This window comes from Acidovorax sp. DW039, from assembly GCF_037101375.1.
Taxonomy (GTDB): Bacteria; Pseudomonadota; Gammaproteobacteria; order Burkholderiales; family Burkholderiaceae_C; genus Acidovorax.
Window position 1 is genome coordinate 305,739 of the sequence record NZ_AP029019.1, and the last position, 18,008, is coordinate 323,746.

The window sequence follows — 18,008 nt, forward strand, 5'->3', positions numbered from 1 at the left end:
TCCTGCACAGGTGAGCCCTATGTCTGCTGTTTCCGTCCCTCCCATGAAACTCTCTGGCCTGGAGCCCGTCTCCATCGGCCAGGGCACCCTGTTCGTCAACGTGGGCGAGCGCACCAACGTCACCGGCTCCAAGGCGTTCGCACGCATGATCCTGAACGGCCAGTACGAAGAAGCCCTGGCCGTGGCCCGCCAGCAGGTGGAAAACGGCGCGCAGGTCATCGACATCAACATGGACGAGGCCATGCTCGACAGCAAGGCCGCCATGGTGCGCTTTCTGAACCTGATCGCGTCCGAGCCCGACATCGCCCGCGTGCCCATCATGATCGACTCCTCCAAGTGGGAGGTGATCGAGGCCGGACTGCGCTGCATCCAGGGCAAGGGCATCGTCAACTCCATCAGCATGAAAGAGGGCGTGGAGGAGTTCAAACGCCAGGCCAAGCTGATCCGCCGCTACGGCGCAGCCGCCGTGGTGATGGCGTTTGACGAAGTGGGCCAGGCCGACACCTACGCCCGCAAGGTTGAGATCTGCGAGCGCGCCTACCGCATCCTGGTCGATGAGGTGGGCTTTCCACCCGAAGACATCATCTTTGACCCCAACATCTTTGCCGTGGCCACCGGCATTGAAGAGCACAACAACTACGCCGTCGATTTCATCGAAGCCACGCGCTGGATCAAGCAGAACCTGCCCGGTGCCAAGGTGTCGGGCGGCGTGAGTAACGTGTCCTTCAGCTTCCGCGGCAACGACCCGGTGCGCGAGGCCATCCACACCGTGTTTCTGTACCACGCCATCCAGGCGGGCATGGATATGGGTATCGTCAATGCGGGCATGGTCGGCGTGTACGACGAGCTGGAACCCCAGTTGCGCGAGCGCGTGGAAGACGTGGTGCTCAACCGCCGCCCCGATGCGGGTGAGCGCCTGGTGGAGATTGCCGAAAGCGCCAAGGGCGCAGCCAAGGACGACAGCAAGAAGCTGGAGTGGCGCGGCGGCACCGTGAACGAACGCCTGACCCACGCGCTGGTGCACGGCATCACCGAGTTCATCGTCGAAGACACTGAAGAGGCCTATCAGGCCATCGTGGCCAAGGGCGGCCGCCCGCTGCACGTCATCGAAGGCCCGCTCATGGACGGCATGAACGTGGTGGGCGACCTGTTTGGCGCGGGCAAGATGTTCCTGCCCCAGGTGGTGAAAAGCGCGCGCGTGATGAAAAGCGCCGTGGCCCACCTCATCCCCTACATCGAGGAAGAAAAGCGCCAGGACGAACTGGCCGGGCGCGATGTGCGCAGCAAGGGCAAGATCGTGATTGCCACCGTCAAGGGCGATGTGCACGACATTGGCAAGAACATCGTCACCGTCGTCTTGCAATGCAACAACTTCGAGGTGGTGAACATGGGCGTGATGGTGCCCTGCCACGAGATCCTGGCCAAAGCCAAGGTCGAAGGCGCAGACATCATCGGCCTCTCGGGTCTCATCACCCCCAGCCTGGAAGAGATGCAGTACGTGGCGGGCGAGATGCAGAAGGACGACTACTTCCGCATGAAGAAGATCCCGCTGCTCATCGGCGGTGCCACCACCAGCCGCGTGCACACGGCGGTGAAGATCGCCCCGCACTACGAAGGCCCCGTGGTCTACGTGCCAGACGCCTCGCGCAGCGTGAGCGTGGCCCAGAGCCTGCTGGGCGATGGCGTGCACAACTACGTGAACGAGCTGAACGCCGACTATGAAAAGGTCCGCACCCAGCACGCCAACAAAAAGCAGACCCCCATGTGGTCGCTGGAAAAAGCCCGCGCCAACCGCACGCCCATCGCCTGGGCCGGGTACCAGCCTGCGGTGCCCCGTGCGCTGGGCCGCCGCGTGTTCAAGAACTTTGACCTGGCCGAGCTGGCCAAGTACATCGACTGGGGCCCGTTCTTCCAGACCTGGGACCTGGCCGGGCCGTACCCCGCCATCCTGCAGGACGAGATCGTCGGCGAGCAGGCCCGCAAGGTGATGGCCGACGGCCAGGCCATGCTCAAGAAAATCATCGAAGGCCGCTGGCTCAGCGCGAGCGGCGTGATGGCCCTGCTGCCCGCCAACAGCGTAGGCGACGACATCGAGTTCTATACCGACGAGTCCCGCACCGAAGTCGCCATGACCTGGTACGGCATGCGCCAGCAGACCGAAAAGCAGGTGATCGACGGCGTGATGCGCCCCAGCCGCTGCCTGGCCGACTTTGTGGCCCCCAAGGACAGCGGTATTGCCGACTACGCAGGCCTGTTTGCCGTGACGGCAGGCCTGGGCGTGGAGAAGAAGGAAAAAGCCTTCATCGACGCGCTGGATGACTACTCCGCCATCATGTTCAAGGCCCTGGCCGACCGCCTGGCCGAAGCCTTTGCCGAATGCCTGCACCAGCGCGTGCGCACCGACCTGTGGGGCTACGCCGCCGGTGAGCAACTCAGCAACGAGGACATGATTGCCGAGAAGTACCAGGGCATCCGCCCCGCCCCCGGCTACCCCGCCTGCCCCGACCACAGCGCCAAGACCGACCTGTTCCGCGTGCTCAACGCCGAAGACATCGGCATGTCGCTCACCGAAAGCCTGGCCATGATGCCCGCCGCCAGCGTCAGCGGCTTCTACATCGGCCACCCCGACAGCGTGTACTTCAACGTCGGCAAGATTGGCGAGGACCAGCTGCACGACATGGCAAAACGCCGTGGCATGGACGAGAAGGTGCTGGAGCGGTTGCTGGCACCGAATTTGTGATGCTATGAATTGGATAGCTGCTTGCGCTTATGGGATGGGCGCTGCAGCTATTTTTTAGACGCTTCTTGCCAGGGGCTGGTCGATAAAACCCAAGCCACAGCTTTTGGTTTGTATTTCTGAAAAACAATTTTTGATCTGTTTTTTGGATGCTATAAAACGCACTATGCTTTGTATTTTCAAAATACAATCCATAGCATGTTTTTTGCCGAGGCCCATCTGTGCCCATGGATGACACCTTCACCGTTCGCACGACTGAACAGCTGCCGCAGCTTCTGAAGGCATTCCGCAAAAACGCGGGGTTGACCCAGGCGGATGTGGCCCTGCGCCTGGGCGTGACGCAGCAGACGGTGTCTGCCCTGGAGCGCAATGCCGAGGCCGTGAGCGCCGAGCGGCTGATGCGGTTGCTGAACATCCTGGGCGTGGAGTGGGTGTTGCGCACCCGCAGTGCCTCCCAAAGTGATCCCAGTGATCCACCAGCGCCGGGCGACGGCGCCCACTGGTAAGCGCCATGGCCAGCCAGCAACGCAGCCGCAAGGCGCTGGGGCTGTGGATGAACGACCACTTTGTCGGCACCTGGAGCCTGGAGGCTGGTGGCGACGTGCTGCAGTACGACAGCCAATGGGTGCAATCGCCCCAGCGCCGTCCCTTGTCACTGTCTTTGCCCTTCACGCCGGGCAACCGCCCACACAAAGGCGACGCAGTGCGTTTTTACTTTGAGAACCTGCTGCCCGACAGCAAGGACATTCGCGAGCGGGTGGCGCGCCGCTACCAGGTGGGCGCCACAGACGCCTACACCCTGCTGCGTGAGGTGGGGCGGGACTGCGTTGGGGCGTTGCAAATACTGCCCGCTGGAGATGAGCCACCCACCGACCTGCGCGTGCAGGCTGAGCCCATGAGCGACCACGCCGTGGCCCAGCGCATCCGCACCCTGGCCCAGCCCGGGGCGTTTGGCGATGCGGGTATGGCGGACGACTTCCGCATCTCGATTGCGGGGGCACAGGAAAAGGATGCCTTGCTGTTCTGGCAGGGGCGCTGGTGCCGCCCCTTGGGGGCCACACCCACCACCCACATCTTCAAACTGCCTTTGGGGCTGATCGGCAACCTGCAGCTGGACATGCAGCACTCGGTAGAAAACGAATGGCTGTGCGCGCAGTTGCTGGCCGCCTATGGCCTGCCAGTGGCACCGTGCGAAATATTGCGCTTTGAAGACCTGAAGGTGCTGAGCGTGCAGCGCTTTGACCGGCGCGTATGGAACGACGACACGCTGCTGCGCCTGCCGCAGGAGGACATGTGCCAGGCCACTGGCACATCGCCCGTGCTGAAGTACGAGGCCGACGGTGGCCCGGGGGTAGACCGCATCATGGCTGTACTGGATGGTTCGGCCCAGCGCGAGCGCGACCGCTTTCACTTCTTCATGGCGCAGCTGCTGTTCTGGCTGCTGGGCGCAACCGACGGCCACGCCAAGAACTTCAGCCTCTTTCTGCGCCCCGGCGAAAGCTTTGAGATGACACCGCTGTATGACGTGCTCTCCGTTTACCCGCTGCTGGGCGAAGGGCCCGGCAAGCTGTCGCCCCACAAGGCACGTCTGGCCATGGCGGTGCGTGGCAAAAATGCGCACTGGCATCTGAACAAGATCCTGCGCCGCCACTGGCAGGACGTCGGAGCGCGCTATGGCATCGTGTCACCCAGCGGGCTGACGGTGGATGCCCTGATCGCCAAAGTGGTTCAGCACACCCCGACCGCAGTGGACAGCGTGCAGCAAAAATTGCCTCCCGGCTTTCCGCAGCAGGTGGCCCAATCCATATTGGATGGGATCATCCAGGCCGCCGAGCGCTTGGGGCGGGCGTATGAGTGATGAAGCGCGGCTCCCAAAACCTCCTTGCGTACTGCGAGAGGTGGAAGGCCTGGCAGGCCGCTACGCTGAGTTTTGTGGGCTGCTCTCAACCCAGGGCGTGAGCAGCGACAGGCGCACACGTCAACCCTGCGGCAGCTTCGCAATCACCTTGATCTCAAACTGAAACCCATACAGCCACGTCACCCCAATGCCGGTGAGCGTGGGGTGGGGCGCCTCGCCCCAGAACTCGGGCACGATGCCCCAGACGGTCTCGAAGTTCGCTTCGGGGTTCACCACGAACATCGTCACGTCCACCACATCGTCAAACGTGCAGCCTGCTGCCTGCAGCACCGCGTTGAGGTTGGTGAACGCCCGGCGCACCTGGGTAGCCAGATCGGGCTCGGGCGAGCCGTCTTCACGGCTGCCGACCTGGCCAGAGACGAACAGGAAACCATTGGCGCGCACGGCGGGTGAATAGCGGTTGCGCTCGTACAGCGCCTGTCGGCCTGCGGGGAAGACAACATCACGGGTAGGCATGCAGATCCTTTCATTCATGCGGTGGGAGATGCAGGCACTGTAGAAGCGGGCGCTGTTTGCATAAACAGGCTAATCTGCGCAGCAGTTGTTCACTATTCCCAAACAATCAACTCAGGGCAGCGCTAGTGGCCCGCCTCACCGCCATGGACCGTTTTGACGCCCTGCAGGCCTTTGCCCGCGTTGTGGAATCGGGCAGCTTCACCAAAGCCGCTCACACCCTGCACATGAGCCGCACCACCGTCACGCAACTGGTGCAGCAGCTCGAAGCCCGCCTGCGCGTGAAGCTGCTGCACCGCACCACGCGCAGCGTGCAGCTCACCGCCGATGGCGCGGCCTATTACCCGCGGGTGGTGCGCCTGCTGGCCGACCTGGAGGACGCGGACGCCAGCCTCTCCAGCGCCGTCACCGCGCCCCGTGGGCGCTTGCGGGTGGATGTGCCCAGCCCGCTGGCCAGCCTCGTCCTCATCCCGGCGCTGCCCGCCTTCCACGCGCAGTACCCCGATATTCAGTTGCACCTGGGGGTGAGCGATCGCGTGGTGGACATCGTGAGCGACCAGGTGGACTGTGTGGTGCGCGGCGGCACCATCACCAACCCCTCGCTCATCGCGCGCCATGTGGGCGACCTGGTGCTGCGTGTGTACGCTGCACCCAGCTACCTGCAACGCTGCGGGGCACCGCAACACCCCATGGAACTGCAGGGGCCGCACCACCACACCGTGGGCTTTGTGTGGGCCCGCACCGGCAAACCCTTGCCCTTTGCCATGCGCCGGGGCCATGAACAGGTGCAGGCCCAGGGCCGCTACGTGTGCGCGGTGGATGACGGCAACGCCTACTTGGCCGCAGGCCTGGCGGGCCTGGGCGTGCTCTGGCTGCCCGACTACATGGCCCAGCCCCATGTGGCCGCAGGCACCCTGGTGCCGCTACTGGCTGATTGGCAGATGGAGCCCATGCCCCTGCACATTGCGTACGCACCGCACCGCCACGTCAGTGCGAAGCTGCGGGTGTTCATCGACTGGGTGGTGGGTCTGATGGAGCAGCACGCTCCCTTGCAGGGGTGTGCTATCAAATAAATAGCTACCTGCGCTTGATGAACGGGCGCTCGGGGTAGATCCGATCATAAAGGCGAAAGCCCCGCGCGCAGTCTCGTGTACCGGGATACGCACCCCAGGCACAGTGCATGCAGAATGGACCGCTTTGACGAAGCGCGCCCCGCCCATGCACCAGCAACCTGATTTCCTCCACAACCTGAACCAGGAGTTCAAGAACGGTCGGCGCTGGGTGGATCGCAGCATCGTGCTGGCCTGTGCGGTGGCTGCGGGTCTGTGTGTGGTGCTGTTTACCTTGATGGCCGAAAAGGCTTTCTGGGTGTTTGAGCAGGTCTACCACTGGCAGGGCGGCTGGGCCGTGCTGGTGTGGATGCCTGCGGTGACGGCGGCGGCCGTGTGGGCCACGCGGCGTTGGGCTCCGGGAGCGGCAGGGTCAGGCATCCCGCAGGTAATGGTGGCGCTGGAGCCCACGCTGGATGGGCCGCAGCGCGCACGGTTTGTGTCGGGCTGGCTGTCGCTGGCCAAGATGGTGCTGGCCAGTGCGGGCTTTGCGGCGGGCCTGTCCATCGGGCGGGAGGGGCCTTCGGTGCAGGTGGCCGCAGGGGTCATGCACCACGCGCGGCGCTGGCTGGGGCCGCAGGCAGGCATCACGGCCCATGGGCTGCTGGTGGCGGGTGGTGCTGCGGGCATTGCGGCGGCATTCAATGCGCCGCTGGCGGGGGTGGTTTTTGCGTTTGAAGAGCTGTCGCGCAAGCTGGAGTCCCGCTCCAGCGGCCTGCTCATTGCCGCGATTGTGCTGGCCGGGCTGATGGGGGTGTCGGTCTTCGGCAATCTGAGCTACTTTGGCCGCATCCAGGTGCCGCGCCTGGGGGCCGAGGCGCTGTTGCCGGGCCTGTGTGTCGCGCTGGTGTGCGGCGTATTGGGGGGCTTGTTTGCCAAGCTCATGGCGGCCTCGCTCACGGCAGCGCCAGAACGGTTGAACCACCTGCGGGCGCGCTTTCCAGTGCGATTTGCCGCAGCGGGGGCGCTGCTGGTGGCGGTGATCGGGCTGGTGACCGGGGGCGCCACTTTTGGCGCAGGCTCCGAGGCGGTGAAGCACATGCTGGCGGGCGAGGCGGACGTGCCCGCCTTTTACGTCACCCTCAAGTTCATCGCCACCTGGCTGTCTGCGTGGGTGGGCATTCCTGGCGGCATTTTTGCGCCGTCGCTCTCGATTGGTGCCGGTGTGGGGCACAACGTGGCGGCGTTGATGGGGCATGACATTGCCCCGGCACTGATTGCCATGGGCATGGCGGCCTTTTTGGCCGCGGTCACGCAGGCCCCGATCACGGCTTTCATCATCGTGATGGAAATGGTGGACGGCCATGCCATGGTGCTGAGCCTGATGGCTGCGGCCATGCTGGCCAGCCTGGTGTCGCGCATGCTGGCGCGGCCTTTGTACGAAACCCTGGCGCTGTACATGCTCAGCAACTTGCAGGCATCTTCCTCGTCGCCGCCTGAGCCACCATCACCGCCCAGTGCAGAACCTGCGACGGAGTCTGCGTCAGCACCTGCGCCAGGGGCCGAGCCAGCGGCGGGCACCACGGCAACCCGGTAGTTGGCTGGCCGCGCTGCCTTGTTCCGCGGAAGCCGCCGTTTACAGCGCGGCGTACACCAGCGCAGGGAACAGCTCGCACAGGTACTGCAGCTGCCCCGGGGCCTGTGTGAGCAGGATGGCGAAAAGGTCTTCGGTCGGGTCCACAAAGAAGAAGGTGCCCCCCATGCCGCTCCAGCTGTAGTGACCCGCGCTGCCAGGCCGCGTGGCGTGGCCGGTGGCAGTGCGCACAGCCACGCCCAGCCCAAATCCGTAGCCCTCGGGCAGGATGTTGCCAGCGCGTGGCAGGGGGCCGATGTGGTCTGCAGTCATGAAGTCCACCGTGGTGCGGCTGACCAGCCGGAGGGAGCCTGAGGCGGTCTGCACCGTGCCGCGCCCCAGCATCAGCTGCAAAAAGCGGGCGTAGTCTTCTGCGGTGGATACGAGCCCGCCGCCTGCAGATTCAAAGCGGGGTGGCGCGCCCACATCGTTGAGCGTGACGCCCGCGCCCGTTTGCGGGTCTTTCGCAAAAGGCTCTGCCAGGCGGTGGTGGTGATGGCTGGGCACATGAAAGCCTGTGTCGTGCATGCCCAGCGGCTCCAGAATGCGACGCTGCAGCACCTCGCCCAGGGGCGCGTTCTCAATCGTCTCAATGACGGCCCCCAGCACATCGGTTGCGCGGCTGTATTCCCAGCAGCTGCCGGGCTGGTGCAGCAGGGGCAGGGGGCCCAGCGCCGTGGCCAGCTCCTGGTTGGTGTGCCTGCGTGACCCTACCCGGGCGGTGCGGTACTGCTCGGCAATGGGGCCGGTGTCCCACGCATAACCCAGGCCTGCGGTGTGGCGCAGCAGGTCGTGCACCGTGGCTTCGCGCAAGGCCGGGGTCAGGGCTGCGGTGTCGGGCAGGTACACCTGCTGCCCCCGAAAGGCAGGCAGATAGCGCGACACGGGCTCGGCCAGAAGCAGCCGCCCTTCTTCCATGAGCATCAAGGCAGCCAACGAGGCGATGGGCTTGGTCATGGAATAAATACGGAACACTGTGTCGCGCGCCATGGGGGCGGCGGCGTTGGCTGGCGTGCCGGTTGCGCCGACCGTGCTGGCGTGGCCCGGCCGCTGCAGCCCCACGGCCTCGTGCAGCACCGTGCGCCCCCGGTGGTGCACCAGCGCGACTGCGCCGGGTATCAGCCCCTGGTCGACCAGATTTTGAAAGGCGGTGCGCAAGTGGGCGAGGGCAGGGGCGTGCATGGGGGGCTCCAGAGGTTTGGAATAAAAAACGGCCCTAGCGCTTATGAATCAAGCGCAGGCAGCTATTGTTTTAATAGTGATTGGGTTTCCGCCGTGTAGACGGGCAACTCCTGCCCAGCGGGCACCTGGGCGCTCTGGGCCATCTCCAGTTGCATCATGATCATGTTGACCAGCGTCTGCACCGTGGGGCGGCCTGTTTCAATGACGTAGGTGGCTGTTTCGCGGTACAGCGCATCGCGCTGGGCGTACAGCTCGCGCAGCTTTTGCAGCGGGTTGGCCACCTGCAGCAGCGGTCGGGTGCGGTCGTGCTTGACGCGTTTGAAGATCTCTTCCGGCGCGGCGCGCAGGTACAGCACATTGCCAAAGCGGCGCAGCACTTCGCGGTTTTCCGGGCGCAGCACCGCCCCGCCGCCAGTGGACAGCACCATGCCCCCGGGCCGTGCGGTCACATCGGCCAGCACCTGGGCTTCCATGTCACGAAAGCGCGCTTCGCCCTCGGCTTCAAAAAAATGGCGAATGCTGGTTTTCAGCACGGCTTCCAGTTCGTGGTCCAGGTCGATGAAAGGAACCCCTTGTCGCTGGGCCAGCTGCTTGCCCACCGTGGATTTGCCCGAGCCGGGCATGCCGACCAGTGCACAGCGAATCTGCATATGTTTTTCCTGTCTTCCCCCTGCGGGACGGGGGTGAATTGGCTGGGCAGGAGTTTAGGCGACACGGGGCCATGGCATGCCCTTGAGGCGCACTGGTCCCCCGCCTTCATCACTCGGCGCTCGGCGCTCGGCGGTCAGCGCATTTCGGCTTTGGCTGACAGACAGCGCTGCCACCTTGCACTTACGCTGGCTTGCATGAACCCAGGCCTGCCCGTTTCTGCCCCGTCCTCCGCTCCCGGCACCTCGAAGGATCGCGTTGCTCCTCGCCGCCGCCTTGCGCCTGTCCCGTGGCTGCGCAGGGTGGCTGGGCTGTGGGTGGAGGCCGATGGCACCCGCATGAGTGCGGCCATGTCGTTTTATGGCGTGCTCAGCCTTGCGCCGCTGCTGGTGTTTCTGGTGGCGCTGCTGGGCTGGTGGCTGGACCGGGACCAGCTGGAGCGCAGCCTGATCGAGCAGTTTGGCGCTGTGGTGGGCCAGCAGGGGGCCGCGCTGGTGCAGCAGGCGCTGGCCAGCGCCAAGGAGCCTGCGCAGGGCATGCTCGCCTCGCTGCTGGCCCTGGGTGTGCTGCTGTTTGGTGCCACGGGCGTGTTTGGCGAATTGCAGGCGGCGCTGCACCGCCTGTGGGCGCTGGAGCGGGATGACGCGGGCGCGTCAGATTCGTGGTGGCATGGCGTCTCGCTGCGGCTGCGCGGGGTGGCGTATGTGATGGTCTTTGGCTTCCTGCTGCTGGTGTCGCTGGCGGTGTCTGCGCTGCTGGATGTGCTGGCTGCATGGGCGCAGGGCTGGGCCCTGGTGGTGCCGGTGCTGCATGTGCTCAACGAAGTGGCCGGGTTTGCCATCTGCGCCGCGCTGTTTGTTGGGCTGCTGCGCATGAGCTCTGGCGCCAAGCCCCGCCTGCGCTACCTGGTGCGTGGGGCGCTGTGCGGTGCCGTGCTGTTCACCGTGGGGCGGCATGGCCTGGCGCTGTATCTGTCGCAGGCGGCCGTCGTGTCGTCTTACGGGGCTGCAGGCTCGCTGGTGGTGGTGCTGATGTGGATTTATTTCTCTTCCGCCGTGCTGCTGCTGGCCGCAGCCTGCGCACGGGCGTGGGAAGAGGGGAACAGCGGTTCAGGGAGTGGTGCGTGAAAAGACCGTAAACAGCCTCTTACCAACCTTTACAGCGAACCTCATCCATTTGCAGCCTGGCAGTTGTAACTTCGGAACCCGTGACGAACCGAGAGGAAAAATATGCAGACACCCCACACTTTGACCGTACCACCCGCCGCCCCGCTGGCTGCGTCTGGGTTTGCCAAGGCCCCCAGCAACCTCAAGTGGATGTGGGCCGCCATTGGCGGGCTGGGCGCGTGCGTGGTGGCGCTGGCAACGGTGCTGGTGGTGCAGCACACAGGCGGCCCCACCGACACGGCGGCGGCTTCTGCCCCTGCTGCGCTGTTGGCTTCGCCACCCGGCACATCGGCAGCGCCCGGAACGCTGGGCGCACCCGTGGCCGCGCTGCAGCCGCAAGGCGCACAGGCCTTTCAAGGGGGCGCTGCTGCCCCAGCCCCTGTCTCTGCCCCTGGTGCAGCCCAGCGCCCCGTGGCGGGCATGCCTGCATCGCAGCAGGGCGGCGCACCCACGGCGGGTGCCTGGCCCGATTCAGGTTCATCCGGCCAACCCGGCGCAAGCGGTACGCCAGTCGCGCAGCGCGCAGCCATCTGCAAGACCTGCGGCCAGGTGGAATCCGTCCAGGCCATTGAGCAAGCCGCCCCTCCCACCGGCGTGGGTGCAGTCGCCGGTGGCGTGCTGGGAGCGGTGGTGGGCAACCAGATCGGCAAGGGCAACGGGCGCACCGCCGCCACCGTGCTGGGCGCAGTGGGCGGTGGCTATGCGGGCCACCAGATTGAAAAGCGCACCCGCACCCAGACAACCTACCAGGTGCGCGTGCGCATGGAAGACGGCTCCAGCCGGGTCTTCACCCGTTCGCAACCACCGGCGGTGGGCACGCCAGTGGTACTGCAGGGCAAGGGCTTCCGGGTGGCGGACGAGCGCGCCATGCCACAAGCACAGCAGCCCCAGCCGCAATACCAGACGGTGTCGCAACCCGGCTATGTGGCCATGCAGCAGTAAGCGTGGCATCACCCGCGTGGGTGGTGCATGAAAAAAGGGAGCCCTTGGGCTCCCTTTTTGTTTTGGGGCGAAGCGTTCGCCCCGGGCGTCAGCTCACTTCTCGACGAAGGCGCGTTCCACCACAAAGTCGCCGGGGGTGCTGGTGTTGCCTTCCTTGAAACCACGCTTTTCCAGCATTTCCTTCAGGTCGTTCAGCATGGCGGGGCTGCCGCACAGCATCACACGGTCGGTTTCGGGGTTCAGCGCGGGCAGGCCAATGTTGGCGGGGAAGGTGCCGTTTTCGATCAGGTCGGTGATGCGGCCCTGGTTGCGGAAAGGCTCGCGGGTCACCGTGGGGTAGTACACCAGCTTGTCCTTGACGATCTCGCCCAGGAACTCGTGCTCGGGCAGGTCTTTTTCAAACAGCTGCTGGTAAGCCAGTTCGCTCACCTCGCGCACGCCGTGCACCACCACCACTTTGTCAAAGCGCTCGTAGGTTTCGGGGTCGCGTGCCACGGCCAGCCAGGGGGCCAGGCCCGTGCCGGTGCCAATCAGATACAGATTTTTGCCGGGCAGCAGGTAATCGATGAGCAGGGTGCCTGTGGGCTTTTTGCCCACGATGATGGTGTCACCCACCTGGATGTTCTGCAACTTCGATGTCAGCGGGCCGTCGGGCACCTTGATCGACAGGAACTCCAGGTGTTCCTCGTAGTTGGGGCTGGCAATGGAATAGGCGCGCAGCAGGTTTTTGCCATCCACCTTCAGGCCGATCATGGTGAAATGGCCGTTGGAGAACCGCAGGGCGGGGTCGCGGGTGGTGGTGAAGCTGAAAAGGCGATCGGTCCAGTGGTGAACGGATAGGACGCGTTCTTCGAGAAAGGCACTCATGGTTTCTTGCAAAGATGAGAATCGGGGTGGCGGCCGCCAGGCAGCGAGCGTTGGCGGGTCAACAAAGCTTGGCTGGCGTGTACACAACAAGGGCCGCAACGCCTTTGGCTAGCAGGCAAACCCATCTATTGTCAGGCAAATGGGCGCAAGGGTACATTGTCGGCCCTCAACCTCTTGATTCAAACGAAAGAAAAGTCATGCCCTTATGCACCGCTTTGCTCCGAACCTGGGCTCCCCTGATCGGACTGGGCCTGCTGGCGGGCCCCGCGCTGGCGCAGGGCACCATCAAGATCGGTGAAATCAACAGCTACAAGGCCCAGCCCGCGTTTCTGGAGCCCTACAAGAAGGGCATGGAGCTGGCGGTAGAAGAGATCAACGCCGCGGGCGGCATCCAGGGCCGCAAGGTGGAACTGCTGGTGCGCGACGACAACGCCAGCCCCGGCGACGCGGTGCGCGCCGCCGACGAACTGCTGGCGCGCGAGAAGGTCGATGTGCTCATGGGCAGCTTCCTGTCGCACATTGGTCTGGCGCTGACGGACTTTGCGCGCCAGAAAAAGGCGTTTTTCCTGGCCGCCGAGCCGCTGACCGACAAGATCGTCTGGGAAAACGGCAACCGCTACACCTACCGCCTGCGTGCCTCCACCTACATGCAGGTGGCCATGCTGGTGCCCGAGGCGGCTGCGCTCAAGAAGAAGCGCTGGGCCATCGTCTACCCCAACTACGAATACGGCCAGTCGGCCGCCGCCACCTTCAAAAAGCTGCTCAAGCAGGCCCAGCCCGACGTGGAATTCGTCGCCGAACAGGCCCCGCCGCTGGGCAAGGTCGATGCAGGCAGCGTGGTGCAAGCCCTGGGCGATGCCAAGCCCGATGCCGTGTTCAACGTGCTGTTTGGCGCCGATTTGGCCCGCTTCGTGCGCGAAGGCAACACGCGCGGCCTGTTCCAGGGGCGTGAGGTGGTCAGCCTGCTCACCGGCGAGCCCGAGTACCTCGACCCGCTCAAGAACGAAGCCCCGAACGGCTGGACTGTGACCGGTTACCCTTGGTACGGCATCACCACCCCTGAACACCAGGCCTTCCTGAAGGCCTATCAGGCCAAGTTCAAGGACCACCCCCGCTTGGGCTCGGTGGTGGGCTACACGGCTGTGCAATCGCTGGCTGCAGGCATGCGCAAGGCGGGCGGGGCAGATACGGAAAAGCTCATCGCCGCCTTCAAGGGGCTGGAGGTGACCTCGCCCTTTGGCCGCATTCGCTACCGGCCTGAAGACAACCAGTCCACCATGGGCGCATTTGTGGGCAAAACCCGCAACGATGGCGGCAAGGGCGTGATGGTGGACTTTCGCTACGCCGACGGTGCGCGCTTTCAGCCCAGCGCTGATGAGGTCAAGAAACTGCGCCCAGCGGACTGAGCTGACCTGAGCCACCCCGACGCACCTAGTCTCCAACGCCCCGCCTTGCAACGGACCCCATCTTTGTGAGCTTCTCCGGCCTGGTCGTTCAACTGCTCAACGGGCTGGCCTCGGCCTCGTCGCTGTTTCTGGTGGCGGCGGGGCTGTCGCTGATTTTTGGCGTCATGCGCATCGTCAACTTTGCGCATGGCTCGTTCTTCATGCTGGGCATCTACCTGGCCTACACGCTGGTCGAGCGGCTGGCCCCCACGCTGGGCTTCTGGCCTGCACTGTTGCTGGCCCCGGTGGCTACGGGCCTGCTGGGGGCGGTGGTCGAGGTGGCGCTGCTACGGCGCATTTACCGCGCGCCTGAGCTGTTCCAGTTGCTGGCCACCTTCGCACTGGTGCTGGTCATCAAAGATGCCGCACTCTGGGCCTGGGGTCCTGAAGAGCTGTTTGGCCCCCGTGCGCCGGGGCTGGAGGGGGCCGTCAGCATCCTGGGTCGCCAGTTTCCGGTGTATGACCTGTTCCTGATGGCTGTGGGCCCTGTGGTGCTGGGCCTGATGTGGCTGCTGCTGCACCGCACCCGCTGGGGCACGCTGGTGCGCGCCGCCACGCAAGACCGCGAGATGGTCAGCGCCCTGGGCGTCAACCAGGCGTGGCTGTTCACCTCGGTGTTTGCGCTGGGGGCTTTGCTGGCCGGGCTGGCAGGCGCGCTGCAGCTGCCGCGCGAGCCTGCTCACCTGGAGATGGACCTGCTCACCATTGGCGCGGCGTTTGTCGTGGTGGTGGTGGGTGGCATGGGCTCCATCACCGGGGCGATGGTGGCTGCAGTGCTCATTGCCGAACTCAAGGCCCTGTGCATCTGGATTGGGCTGGTAGAGGTGGCGGGCGTGAGTCTGTCACTATCCAAGATGACGCTGGTGGTGGAGTTTGTGGTGATGGCCGTGGTGCTGGTGTGGCGGCCCTGGGGGCTGCTGGGCCGCCCGCAGGCCCCGGTGCGTGCGCTGGCGCATGTGGATGCACTCCTGCGCCCGGCCACGGCAAGTCTGCGCCGCCTGGGCTGGGCCCCGCTGGTGCTGCTGGCGCTGGTGCCTTTGGCTGCAGGCGTGTGGCCTTACCTGCCCGTGTTGCTGGTCGACGTGCTGGTGGCGACCCTGTTTGCCAGCAGCCTGCACTTCATCATGGGGCCCGGCGGGCTGCACTCGTTTGGCCATGCGGCCTACTTTGGGCTGGGGGCCTATGCGGCGGCGCTGTTGGTGCGCACTGCCGGGGTGCCCATGGAACTGGCCCTGGCGCTGGCCCCGCTGGCTGCTGGCTTGGGCGCGCTTTTGTATGGCTGGCTGTGCGTGCGTCTGTCGGGCGTGTACCTCACCATGCTCACGCTGGCCTTCGCGCAAATCACCTGGGCGCTGTGCTACCAGTGGGATACGGTGACTGGCGGCAGCAACGGCATCACCGGCGTGTGGCCTGCTGCATGGTTGGCGAACCCGCTGGCGTACTACGCCCTGACCCTGGCGGTCGTGGTGGCTGCTGCACTGCTGCTGCGCCGCATGCTGCTGGCCCCGTTTGGCCTGGCACTGCGCGCCGCGCGCGATTCAGCCTTGCGGGCCGAGGCGCTGGGCGTGGATGTGCGCCGCCTGCAGTGGGTGGCGTTTGTGGTGGCCGGGGTGGCGGCGGGACTGGCGGGCGCACTGTTTGTTTTCTCCAAGGGCAGTATCTCGCCCGATGCGCTGTCGGTCGGCAAGTCCGTCGATGGGCTGGTGATGGTGTTGCTGGGTGGTGTGCAAACCCTGGCAGGCCCCTGGGTGGGGGCGGGACTGTTCACCTGGCTGCATGACACCGTGGCCCGCAACACCGATTACTGGCGCGCCGTGCTGGGCGCGACCATGCTGGTGCTGGTGCTGCTGTTCCCACAGGGGCTTGCAGGGTTTGGGCAGCAGCTGGCGCAGCGCTGGCAGGCCCGCAATGCAGGTGCTGCAGACCAAAGGGGGGCGCGTGGATAAGCCAGAGCCGCCCCTGCTGCAAGTCACTGGCCTCAGCCGCGCCTTTGGTGGCGTGCAGGCGGTCGATCAGGTCAGTTTTGATCTGGCCGCAGGCGAAATGCTTGCCCTCATTGGCCCCAACGGTGCAGGCAAGTCCACCACCTTCAACATGGTGGGCGGCCAGTTGCGGCCCGATGCGGGCCGCGTGCGGCTGGGCGATGTGGACATCACCGGCCTGCCGCCGCGCACCATCTGGCGCAAGGGCGTGGGCCGCACCTTCCAGATTGCCGAGACCTTTGCATCGCTGACGGTGCTGGAGAACGTGCAGATGGCGCTGCTGTCGGCCGACCGCAGCATCTACCGCTTCTGGCACCGGGCAGGCCTGCATCGGCGTGACGATGCCCTGGCCCTGCTGGCGCAGGTGGGCATGCAGGCCCAGGCCGAGCGCCCCTGCAGCGCCCTGGCCTATGGCGATGTGAAACGCGTGGAGCTGGCCATGGCCCTGGCCCACGGCCCGCGCCTGCTGCTGATGGACGAGCCCACCGCAGGCATGGCCCCGGCCGAGCGCCTCGCTCTGATGGCGCTGACCCGCCAGATCGCCCGCGAGCGCCGCATGGGCGTGCTGTTCACCGAGCACAGCATGGACGTGGTGTTTGGCCAGGCCGACCGCGTGCTGGTGCTGGTGCGCGGCCGCCTGCTGGCCGAGGGTACGCCCGAGCAGATCCAGGCCGACGCCCGCGTGCAGGACGCCTACCTGGGCGCAGGCTTTGATGCCGGGGAGGCCGCATGACAGAAAACGCAACGGCGCCACTGCTGCAGGTGCAAGGCCTCAACGCCTGGTACGGCGCGGCGCAGATCCTGTTTGATGTGTCGCTGCAGATCGGGCGCGGTGAGGTGGTGGCCCTCATGGGCCGCAACGGCGCGGGCAAGTCCACCACACTCAAGGCCATCATGGGCATGGTGGCGCGGCGCGGCGGCGTGCAATTTTTGGGGCAAGACATTGCGCGGCGCGAGCCGCACGACATCGCCCGCATGGGCCTGGGCTATGTGCCGGAAGAGCGCCGTATCTTCACCGACCTGTCTGTCATGGACAACCTGGAAGTGGGCCACCAGCGCCCCCGCTGCTGGCCCGACGGCACCCCCGCCCCCGAGTGGACGCCCGAGAAGCTGTTTGCACTCTTCCCCAACCTGGGTGAAATGCCCCAGCGCCCCGGCGGGCGCATGAGCGGGGGCGAACAGCAAATGCTTACCGTGGCCCGCACCCTCATGGGCCAGCCCCTGCTGGTGCTGCTTGATGAACCGTCTGAGGGCGTGGCCCCCCTCATCGTGCAGCAAATGGCCCGCACCATCCGCGCCCTCAAGGCGCAGGGCGTGAGCGTGCTGCTCAGCGAGCAGAACCTGCCTTTTGCCGAGGCGGTGGCCGACCGTGCCTACCTGATTGAGCAAGGCCAAATCGCCCACCAAGGCCGCATGGCCGAGCTGGTGGGCAACGCCGAGATTCGCAAAACCTACCTGGGTGTCTAAGCCAGGCCTATCCCCAGTGCAAACAGAGACGCGCCCATGGCCTCGGCAATCAGACCCATGTCGTGGTCGCTGATGGCAAACAGTCCAAAGCGGAACTTGCTGCCCCAGCGCTGGCGGTCGTCCACAAACTCAAAGCGGTCCAGCAGCGGCGCAATTGGTGCTTCGCGTGCGGGCAGGTAATGCACGTCTTTGCGAAAAGGCACAAACCCGCCACCCATGTCGAACGCGTAGGCATCACCTGGCTGCACCACGCCAATCGATACAAAGGCCTGCAGCCTGTCGCTGCCACCCATGGTCACCGTGGGGGCGTAGTAGGCCACGCGGTCGCCCGCCTGCACGCGCCTGAGCGGAGCCGCCTTGCCGTGGCACACCTGCATGAAGCCCGCCTGTGGCTGTGCGCAGCCCCGGCGGGCATGGGTGGCACAAGCCACCGCAATCCAGTTGCGGTGTGTGCTTGACGTTGACGGGGCTTGCGCCGCTGCTGGCGGGGTGGGCCACAGTGCTTGCTGGCTCATCGGG

Annotated in this window: 16 protein-coding genes; 11 read left to right on the forward strand and 5 right to left on the reverse strand. The window is 65.4% G+C overall.

Annotation, left to right across the window (positions count from 1 at the left end; genetic code table 11):
- The first annotated feature begins 19 nt into the window (after positions 1-19).
- From metH to AACH87_RS01370, 3 genes are all read left to right on the forward strand, one after another.
- A complete protein-coding gene (gene metH, locus AACH87_RS01360) occupies positions 20-2,740 on the forward strand; it encodes a methionine synthase (RefSeq protein WP_338796917.1) in 2,721 nt (906 codons plus the stop codon).
- A 224-nt stretch (positions 2,741-2,964) separates the two neighbouring features.
- Positions 2,965-3,243, forward strand: coding sequence for a helix-turn-helix transcriptional regulator (locus tag AACH87_RS01365; RefSeq protein WP_338796918.1), 279 nt, complete (start codon positions 2,965-2,967; stop codon positions 3,241-3,243).
- A gap of 5 nt (positions 3,244-3,248) precedes the next feature.
- Positions 3,249-4,595, forward strand: coding sequence for a type II toxin-antitoxin system HipA family toxin (locus tag AACH87_RS01370; RefSeq protein ID WP_338796919.1), 1,347 nt, complete (start codon positions 3,249-3,251; stop codon positions 4,593-4,595).
- A gap of 120 nt (positions 4,596-4,715) precedes the next feature.
- Here AACH87_RS01370 and AACH87_RS01375 read toward each other — a convergent pair whose 3' ends face one another.
- Positions 4,716-5,111 (reverse strand): RidA family protein, encoded by a 396-nt coding sequence (locus AACH87_RS01375; protein WP_338796920.1) that lies wholly within the window; start codon positions 5,109-5,111, stop codon positions 4,716-4,718.
- A gap of 143 nt (positions 5,112-5,254) precedes the next feature.
- Here AACH87_RS01375 and AACH87_RS01380 point away from each other — a divergent pair, with 143 nt between their 5' ends.
- Together AACH87_RS01380 and AACH87_RS01385 are read left to right on the forward strand one after the other, a co-directional pair.
- Entirely contained in the window at positions 5,255-6,181 is a 927-nt protein-coding gene (locus AACH87_RS01380; RefSeq protein ID WP_338796921.1) for a LysR family transcriptional regulator, read from the forward strand.
- Between the two features lie 145 nt (positions 6,182-6,326).
- Complete coding sequence (locus tag AACH87_RS01385) at positions 6,327-7,754, forward strand: chloride channel protein (RefSeq protein ID WP_338796923.1); 1,428 nt, start codon at positions 6,327-6,329, stop codon at positions 7,752-7,754.
- A gap of 39 nt (positions 7,755-7,793) precedes the next feature.
- Here the strand turns inward: AACH87_RS01385 and AACH87_RS01390 are convergent, their stop codons facing one another.
- Both AACH87_RS01390 and AACH87_RS01395 read right to left on the reverse strand, forming a co-directional pair.
- Positions 7,794-8,972: a serine hydrolase domain-containing protein gene (locus AACH87_RS01390; RefSeq protein WP_338796924.1), complete on the reverse strand. Its 1,179-nt coding sequence runs from the start codon at positions 8,970-8,972 to the stop codon at positions 7,794-7,796.
- Positions 8,973-9,034: 62 nt separating this feature from the next.
- Entirely contained in the window at positions 9,035-9,622 is a 588-nt protein-coding gene (locus AACH87_RS01395; RefSeq protein WP_338796925.1) for a shikimate kinase, read from the reverse strand.
- 195 nt (positions 9,623-9,817) lie between these two features.
- On the opposite strand from AACH87_RS01395, the gene AACH87_RS01400 reads away from it, so the two are divergent.
- A complete protein-coding gene (locus tag AACH87_RS01400; protein WP_338796926.1) occupies positions 9,818-10,747 on the forward strand; it encodes a YihY/virulence factor BrkB family protein in 930 nt (309 codons plus the stop codon).
- A 102-nt stretch (positions 10,748-10,849) separates the two neighbouring features.
- Positions 10,850-11,728, forward strand: a complete 879-nt coding sequence (locus AACH87_RS01405; protein ID WP_338796927.1) for a glycine zipper 2TM domain-containing protein — start codon at positions 10,850-10,852, stop codon at positions 11,726-11,728.
- Between the two features lie 93 nt (positions 11,729-11,821).
- Here the strand turns inward: AACH87_RS01405 and AACH87_RS01410 are convergent, their stop codons facing one another.
- Complete coding sequence (locus AACH87_RS01410) at positions 11,822-12,595, reverse strand: ferredoxin--NADP reductase (protein WP_338796928.1); 774 nt, start codon at positions 12,593-12,595, stop codon at positions 11,822-11,824.
- A gap of 197 nt (positions 12,596-12,792) precedes the next feature.
- On the opposite strand from AACH87_RS01410, the gene AACH87_RS01415 reads away from it, so the two are divergent.
- From AACH87_RS01415 to AACH87_RS01430, 4 genes are all read left to right on the forward strand, one after another.
- A complete protein-coding gene (locus AACH87_RS01415; protein ID WP_338796929.1) occupies positions 12,793-14,001 on the forward strand; it encodes an ABC transporter substrate-binding protein in 1,209 nt (402 codons plus the stop codon).
- A 65-nt stretch (positions 14,002-14,066) separates the two neighbouring features.
- Complete coding sequence (locus tag AACH87_RS01420; protein ID WP_338796930.1) at positions 14,067-15,986, forward strand: ABC transporter permease; 1,920 nt, start codon at positions 14,067-14,069, stop codon at positions 15,984-15,986.
- A complete protein-coding gene (locus AACH87_RS01425; protein WP_338796931.1) occupies positions 15,979-16,755 on the forward strand; it encodes an ABC transporter ATP-binding protein in 777 nt (258 codons plus the stop codon). Before AACH87_RS01420 ends, AACH87_RS01425 begins: the two co-directional genes overlap by 8 nt.
- Positions 16,752-17,489 carry an ABC transporter ATP-binding protein gene (locus AACH87_RS01430; RefSeq protein ID WP_338796932.1) on the forward strand — a complete coding sequence of 246 codons (738 nt, stop codon included), beginning with the start codon at positions 16,752-16,754 and terminating at the stop codon, positions 17,487-17,489. The genes AACH87_RS01425 and AACH87_RS01430 overlap by 4 nt, the downstream gene beginning before the upstream one ends.
- On the opposite strand, the gene AACH87_RS01435 is transcribed toward AACH87_RS01430, so the two are convergent.
- Positions 17,486-18,004: an EVE domain-containing protein gene (locus tag AACH87_RS01435; RefSeq protein WP_338796933.1), complete on the reverse strand. Its 519-nt coding sequence runs from the start codon at positions 18,002-18,004 to the stop codon at positions 17,486-17,488. The genes AACH87_RS01430 and AACH87_RS01435 overlap by 4 nt on opposite strands.
- Positions 18,005-18,008: the final 4 nt, after the last annotated feature.

Bases quoted from the DNA above. Each gene is read 5' to 3' on its own strand.
- AACH87_RS01395 (WP_338796925.1), bottom strand. From the start codon at position 9,622: ATGCAGATTCGCTGTGCACTGGTCGGCATGCCCGGCTCGGGCAAATCC.
- AACH87_RS01410 (WP_338796928.1), bottom strand. From the start codon at position 12,595: ATGAGTGCCTTTCTCGAAGAACGCGTCCTATCCGTTCACCACTGGACC.
- AACH87_RS01400 (WP_338796926.1), top strand. From the start codon at position 9,818: ATGAACCCAGGCCTGCCCGTTTCTGCCCCGTCCTCCGCTCCCGGCACC.
- AACH87_RS01380 (WP_338796921.1), top strand. From the start codon at position 5,255: ATGGACCGTTTTGACGCCCTGCAGGCCTTTGCCCGCGTTGTGGAATCG.
- metH (WP_338796917.1), top strand. From the start codon at position 20: ATGTCTGCTGTTTCCGTCCCTCCCATGAAACTCTCTGGCCTGGAGCCC.
- AACH87_RS01370 (WP_338796919.1), top strand. From the start codon at position 3,249: ATGGCCAGCCAGCAACGCAGCCGCAAGGCGCTGGGGCTGTGGATGAAC.
- AACH87_RS01375 (WP_338796920.1), bottom strand. From the start codon at position 5,111: ATGCCTACCCGTGATGTTGTCTTCCCCGCAGGCCGACAGGCGCTGTAC.
- AACH87_RS01405 (WP_338796927.1), top strand. From the start codon at position 10,850: ATGCAGACACCCCACACTTTGACCGTACCACCCGCCGCCCCGCTGGCT.
- AACH87_RS01365 (WP_338796918.1), top strand. From the start codon at position 2,965: ATGGATGACACCTTCACCGTTCGCACGACTGAACAGCTGCCGCAGCTT.
- AACH87_RS01430 (WP_338796932.1), top strand. From the start codon at position 16,752: ATGACAGAAAACGCAACGGCGCCACTGCTGCAGGTGCAAGGCCTCAAC.
- AACH87_RS01390 (WP_338796924.1), bottom strand. From the start codon at position 8,972: ATGCACGCCCCTGCCCTCGCCCACTTGCGCACCGCCTTTCAAAATCTG.
- AACH87_RS01435 (WP_338796933.1), bottom strand. From the start codon at position 18,004: ATGAGCCAGCAAGCACTGTGGCCCACCCCGCCAGCAGCGGCGCAAGCC.
- AACH87_RS01385 (WP_338796923.1), top strand. From the start codon at position 6,327: ATGCACCAGCAACCTGATTTCCTCCACAACCTGAACCAGGAGTTCAAG.
- AACH87_RS01415 (WP_338796929.1), top strand. From the start codon at position 12,793: ATGCCCTTATGCACCGCTTTGCTCCGAACCTGGGCTCCCCTGATCGGA.